4 protein-coding genes are annotated in these 6,954 nt (G+C 47.6%); all 4 read right to left on the minus strand.

Features of this window, described 5'->3' with window-relative positions:
* Positions 1-628 (minus strand): sulfatase-like hydrolase/transferase (locus tag ACFO6W_RS26055; protein WP_380002058.1); only part of this gene is annotated, 628 nt, incomplete at its 3' end.
* 2 nt (positions 629-630) lie between these two features.
* Positions 631-2,094, minus strand: a complete 1,464-nt coding sequence (locus tag ACFO6W_RS26060) for a glycoside hydrolase family 30 protein (protein WP_380002060.1) — start codon at positions 2,092-2,094, stop codon at positions 631-633.
* A gap of 85 nt (positions 2,095-2,179) precedes the next feature.
* Positions 2,180-3,742 carry a RagB/SusD family nutrient uptake outer membrane protein gene (locus ACFO6W_RS26065; protein ID WP_380002062.1) on the minus strand — a complete coding sequence of 521 codons (1,563 nt, stop codon included), beginning with the start codon at positions 3,740-3,742 and terminating at the stop codon, positions 2,180-2,182.
* An 11-nt stretch (positions 3,743-3,753) separates the two neighbouring features.
* Positions 3,754-6,954, minus strand: a 3,201-nt coding sequence (locus tag ACFO6W_RS26070; RefSeq protein WP_380002064.1) for a TonB-dependent receptor, incomplete at its 5' end; no start/stop codon positions are given.

Here is a 6,954-nt window from a genome sequence, read left to right on the forward strand (position 1 = left end):
TCATATTATGTGCCAGGTAAAGGAAGAAGGGTTTATCCTTATGTCGTGAAATAAAATCTTTGGCTTCAGCCGTATATTTTTTTGTCATCTGGGACTGGTCTACATGGAAATCTTCCACTTCGTTGCCCCGCAAATACACCTGTGCTCCCATATCGTTGCTGTAAGGAATACCGAAATATTCGTCAAAACCGTTCTGGAGAGGCAAAAACTTATCCCTACTGCCGAGATGCCACTTGCCGACGATTCCCGTGGCATATCCGGCCGGTTTCAGTAATTCGGAGAGAAGAAGCTCTTCCTGTGGAATCCCCGTATAACTGTCCGGATAAAAGACGCCCTGGATTCCCATACGGGCTGGATAGCGCCCCGTAAGTAATGCCGCCCGGGAAGGACTGGATACGGGAGAAGCCGAGTAAGCGTCCGTGAACCTGACCCCTTCCTGTGCCAGGCGGTCGATATGCGGTGTAGACCATTTCTTTTGTCCGTAACAACTGATATCAGAGTAGCCCATATCGTCAAGATAGATAATCACTATATTAGGGCGTTCCTGGGCGTTTACATGTCCTCCTGCCAGGGACAACAGGGAAGTTGTCATCAATATATTCCGTACCTTCATATTTGCCTGTTTCATAGTTACCAAAGATATGATATGACGGATTTTGCAGGTATGGCATATTTGAAGCTGTCTTTTCCGTCATCTATTCTTATCGTTTTACTTTCAGTACTGTTGTTTAGTAACACCACGGCATGCGTGCCGTCGGGATTTTCAAAGGCCGAACTGACCACTTCCGGGTCTGTAAAACCTGTTGTGCCGATCCTGACCGCTCCCGGCTTTATCACTGCGGATAAATGGCCGACAATGTAATAATGTGAATTGAACGATAATGTTTTATAATCGGAAGCAATATCCACGGCGCCAAAGCAGGTCTTGCAGCCGCCGGGACGGTTTGGTCCCCGTTCCGCATCCAGCATTAAGTTCCAGACGATCACTGCGCGGCACCAGTTGTTGACCGTGCCCAGTGCTACATTTTGCATATCTTCCATCAGCCGGACAGACAGGTCTTTCCCGTTGTTCCATGTACCGATGGATGTCTCTGTGAATATCAGTTCCTTATTGGGATACTTGCCGTGTATATCCAGCAACTCCGACCTGCTTCCGCCGTAATTATGATAGGCTGCGCCGACTACGATGTCGTCTACACCTGACTCATATATTCTGGCCGGATAATCATCCTGTTCCCCCATGTTATCATAATTGTAATTGTGGTCGAACAAATAGATCGTGGTTTTCAATCCGGACGATTTCAATGCCGGAACCAGGGCAGAATTCACAAAGTCGCGCTGTTCCTGCCAGCCCATATACAACGAAGCGGAATTACCCCTGTTCAGCGGTTCGTTCTGAGGCGTCACCGCTGTAATAGAGATCCCTTCGGCTGCAAACGCCTGTACCCACTTTATAAAATAAAGGGCATAATCCTGGTAATAAGCCGGATTCAGTTGCCCGCTTGTCCATGAATTGTATGGCTGTAGATCGGCCAGGTTATTAACTTTCATCCAACGCGGACAGGTCCATGGGGAACCCAGTATTTTTATGCCGGGATTTATAGCCAGTATCTCTTTGAGTATGGGCATTACATAATGTGTTTCTTCATTTGTCAGCGTAAAGTTTTCAATACCCGGGACATCACAGCAGGTATATTCGCTCAGTGAAAAGTCAGAACATCCGATAGAGATACGTATATAGCTATATCCCATTCCATCTGTCGGAGAGAATGTATTTTTCAGGAATTTAGCCCTGTCCGCAACAGTCATCTTCAACAGGTTATAACATGTGGAACCCGTTATCGCCGCGCCAAAGCCGTACATTGTCTGGAAGCGCTGCCCGGGATCGAGCTTAATAGCCGGTACAGGCAGGTCACCCGGTGATGAGAAATTGACTTCCAGCTTGCTGAAAGCATATGTCCGGTCGGCCGATGTAAGGTAAATCCTGGCGGCTTTGTTTTCCGGTATGGGATTACCGTTGCTGTTTTCCTGCTCCGACCCTTTACAGGCGGATACTGTCATGCAAACAGCCAGAAAGAGATTCAATAAATTCATGTTTTTTATATTATTATTCATAATCGTTTACTTATCAGGGAAAGGGATATTTCCCCTACAAAATATCCCTTTCAATGGAAATATATCAATATCCCGGATTTTGAGTCAGCAGATCATTTGCATCCAGGATGGCTTTCTGTATCGGGAACTTATAGTGGGTGCGTGTAAACCTGTTCGTAATACGCGAATACGGGTCACGTTCCTTGAAAGAGTTCAACACCTCCTCTACTTTTTCAAGCCGTACCAGATCGTTCCACCGGTGTCCTTCAAATGCCAGTTCCTTGCGGCGTTCTTTCAGCATAGTATTCAATGCGGCCTCTTTATTTGCCATCGCCGGTGCCGTTAAGTCTGACAGGCCGGCACGGTGCCTGATCTGGTTAATGATTCCGGCTGCCCCGGACAGGTCAGGGTTCTGTTTTAATATCAATGCCTCGGCTTTTAGCAATAGGATATCCGCATAGCGGTATTTGATATTGCTGCTGAACGAAGAACGGAATTTATACATGTGCGGGTAATGGCTGGTGGTGTATCCCCAGTTACGCGGCGGTGTAAAACCGAGTTGGGTACCTCCGTAATACACGATTGTCTCGGGATAACGCTTATCGCCGCTTTCACTTTCGTACAGGTCGATCAGTTCATGGGTCGGAAGCACCCAGTTGGCAAATGTAACAGGAGTGAAATTGTCCAGTAACGGGCCGAATATCTGGTTATTAAAGCTGCCCCTGTCACCGGCCGCGGAGAACTGTATTTCGAAGATAGCCTCTTCTGTATTCCGTCTCCTGGCATTTATAGCCGGATTCGCGGGCCCCGGAGGATTTGCCGGATCTTGTAGCTGTACGCCGAATAAGTCGCTGAAATCTCCTGCCAGTGAAAACCCAAGGTCACGTACCTGGTCGCAGTATTGGATAACTTTATCATAGTCCCTGAACGAAGTGTTGTCTGCATAGATCTTGGCCAGTAAAGCACAGGCCAGCCCTTTCGAACAAAGGCCTTTATTGCTGTTGTCCACAGGCGCGTCAGGCAGGGCATCGAGCAGGTCTTTCTCTATCTGCGCATATACTTCATCCTCGGTGTTTTGCTTTGGAAAGTATTTTTCGTACGATTCCCCTATATTTTCGGCAGTGATGTCGCCGGCCTCGATAATAACAACCGAAACGCGCCCCCACAGCAATGCCATATCATAATAAAGCATGGCGCGGTAAATCAGGGCCTCGGCTTTATACTGCCTGCGTTCATCATCAGTAAGTGCAGGGTCAGGGACATTATCTATGTTCGATATCAGCTTATTGGCAAGGGCTATATTTGCCATACGACGGTTCCAGCCACGTTGCAAAGGCGGCTTTGCCATCATATCGGCCACATCATTCTTTTCAAATCCCGGAGGTGCTCCGCCTTCATTCCCTGAATAGGCATTATCTGAGTGTATTTCTGCAAATAAGAGTACATCCTGATAAAAATGCTCGCATTCCTTCAGTGCTATATACATCGATTGCCTGTGTGCAAGAACATCGGCTTTACTGGTAAAGGCCAGTCCCACCTCCGTGCCTTCGGTCACATCCGAGTAAGCGCCGACCGGATCATAATTAAGGGAGCAGGATGATAACAGGATCAAAAGTCCTGCTGTAAAAAACAGCTTATTCCTTTTCATATTATCGTAGTTTAAAATTCAACATTAATACCGAACACGAATGTTTTACTGTATGGATAGGTTCCCCAGTCGATCCCCTGGACACCGCCTGCATCACCCCATTCATTTACTTCAGGATCTGTTCCGGAGTATTTTGTAAATGTAACCATGTTGGTTGCCGTGATGTAAGGCTGTAATCTTGTTATACCGGCCTTTTTCAGGAATTTCCCAGTAATGTTATACGATAACGAGATGTCCTTGATCCGCAGGTAGCTTCCGTCTTTCACATAATAGGATGAGTTGGTGACGGCAGTTCCGGCTTTAGGTATCTTTGTGATATCCCCCGGCTTTTTCCACCGGTTCACCACAGTTGCCGCCTGGTTTCTCTGGGTGGTCATCGATTCGGTTTCTATCTTCGATGCATTGTAAATGTCATTTCCGTAAGAGCCTTGCATAAATATACTGAGGTTGATCCCTTTCCATGAGAATGTATTGGTCATACCTAAAATAAAATCGGGATTCGGGTCGCCTATATAGGTGCGGTCGTCGGGCGTAATGCCTTCTTTCCCGTCCAGGTCTTTGTATTTAAGTTCGCCTGTCTGCGGATCGACACCTTCGCAGATATAACTGTAAAATCCGCCGAGCGGGCGTCCCGGTTCATTACGGACGATATTATCCCTCAGGATTTCGCTGTTGATATAGGCGCCGTAATATACCTGCTGCAGGGCAAGGCTCTCAAGACGGTTCCGGTTAAACGACATGTTAAAGTCGGTCGTCCATGTGAAAGCGCCTTGTAAATTGCGTGAATTGACGGAAAACTCAAATCCTTTATTGGTCATTACCCCTTCATTGCGGATAATGCTGCTGGCTGCCTGTCCTGCCGGGAGGGATACATACATCAGCATATCGGAGGTGCGTTTGTGGTAATAATCCATAGCAACCGTAAGTTTGTTCCCAAAAACAGTGAAGTCGAGTCCTATATCCGTTTGTGAAGTTGTTTCCCATGTCAGGTCCCTGTTCCGCAGGTTGTTTACCGTGATGCCCGGAAGATCGTTGCTATGCCCCTCGATTGTCCAGTCGGAACGGACAATATTATATGTCTGGAGATAAGCATAGTCGCCAACACCTGACTGGTTCCCGGTTTGCCCCCATCCGCCACGGATCTTCAGGTCGTCGAGCCAGGTCATGCCTTCCATGAATTTTTCCGATGAGATACGCCACGCGGCCGAAAAGGAAGGAAAGGTGCCCCAACGGTGATCCGGGTGTAGCTTTGAAGAGCCGTCTTTACGGACATTGGCCGTCAGCAGGTATTTGCTTTCATAGTTATAGGCGGCACGTCCGAAGTAAGACATGATCCCCCATTGCGAGGCGTTGGATCCTGCGTTGTTCCAGGCGATCTTATTGGCGGCATTCAGCGTATGTATATTGCCATTCCGGAAATGGGAGGCATTAACGTAATTTTGCGACCAGTCGGACGTAGTCCGTGATGTACCGGCCATAGCTTCAACGTTGTGTTTACCGAACGATTTATTATAGGTAAGTACATTGTCCAGTACCGTCAGGGTATTGACACTCCGTGTATCCGACCCTGCTCCGTAATCGATCCTGCTCCCGTGAACGCCCGGTTCTTCCTCGATGTAAACCGGAGGACGGAAAGACGTATTCAGCCCGTTGCGTCTGTCCAGCGTAAATTGTGTTTTCAGTGTAAGCTCCGGCAAAAAAGAAATCAGGGAACTTCCCGAAGCGATCAGGCGGTTTTCCTTCGAACGGTTGTTCTTCCCGTTTTCCATGGCTTCTACCGGATTTGTCAGGTTCAGCCCGTTGAAATTACGGTTATAAGCGCCCATTGATTCATCCCATACGGGAGCTCCTGTAGGCAGGTTGATCGCCGACAGTACGAAACCTCCCCGGTTGGCGGGCAATCCGGTAGCTACCCCGTTGCCGGTATAGTCTGAATAGGATATGTTGGTATTGACAGTCAACCACTTGCGTATCTGGTTATCTACCTTTGCCCTGATGCTGTAACGGTTGTAGAAGGTTGAGTTGATAATCCCTTTATTATCCAGGTAACCGGCCGATAAAAAATATTTCATCTTGTCGTTACCGTTAGAAATGGATACCTGGTAGTTTTGAGTATATCCTGTACTGTAAATTTCCTTATACCAGTCCGTTACATCACCTGAGCCATAGGTGGCAAAACCAAGTTCCGACATCAGGTCATCATATTGTGCCGCATTGAGGGATTTTATCTCATTGCTCAGGTTGCTGACGCCTAGCTGTGCGTTAAGAGTCACTTTCGCCTGGTTCTGTACGCCTGACTTGGTGTTGATAATCACTACCCCGTTTGCCGCACGTGATCCGTAAATAGCGGCAGAAGAGGCATCTTTGAGTATCTGCATGCTCTCGATATCGGTAGGTGACAGGAATTTCAGGTTATCCACAGGTACGCCGTCCACTACATAGAGGGGATTGTTGCTGCCGTTAAACGATGTTGTACCGCGTACCCGGACTGTCAGTTCACTGCCGGGAGAACCGTTTGGTTGGGAAACCATCACGCCGGCCGCCTTTCCTTGCATAGCTTGTGCCGCTGAAATGATCGGCCGCTGGTCTATCTCTTTATTCGAAATGGTCGCCACGGCTGTGGTCAGGTCTCCTTTTTTTACTGTTCCGTACCCGATAACCACGACCTCGTCAAGTTCCCTGCTGTTTTCTACAAGAGTTATTTGCAGGTCGCTCTGATTGCCTGTGGTTATCTCCTGCTTCTCAAAACCGATATAAGATATAACCAGCGTGGAACCGGGGCGGGCTTCCAGCGAAAACCTGCCGTCATCATCTGTTATTATTCCTGTTTTACTGCCTTTAATGGTAATACTGGCACCGATAATAGTTTCACCCGATTCGTCTTTCACGATGCCTGAATACTTTTTTTGAGGGATGCCGGCATTTTTTTCCCCTTCTTTATTCTTAGCGTCCGTCAGCATGATCTGTTTATTTGCGCCTACGGAAAAGTTTATATCCGTTCCTTTGAATACCTTGGACAGCGCCGATTCGATACTTTCATTTTTTATATCCACGCTGACTGTCTTATCCAGGTCCAGGTAATCGTCGCTATAGAAAAAGCTGTATCCGCTGCTTTTCTCTATTTGCAGGATAATCTGCTTTATTTTGGTGTTTTTTGCCGAAACCGTAACCTGTGCTAAGGCGGATGCTTGTGTAGCGGCTATCAGGAGGAA

This window comes from Dysgonomonas termitidis (assembly GCF_042654545.1).
GTDB lineage: Bacteria > Bacteroidota > Bacteroidia > Bacteroidales > Dysgonomonadaceae > Dysgonomonas > Dysgonomonas termitidis.

Coding starts and splice junctions, on each gene's coding strand:
- ACFO6W_RS26060 (WP_380002060.1), bottom strand. CDS start 2,094: ATGAATTTATTGAATCTCTTTCTGGCTGTTTGCATGACAGTATCCGCC.
- ACFO6W_RS26065 (WP_380002062.1), bottom strand. CDS start 3,742: ATGAAAAGGAATAAGCTGTTTTTTACAGCAGGACTTTTGATCCTGTTA.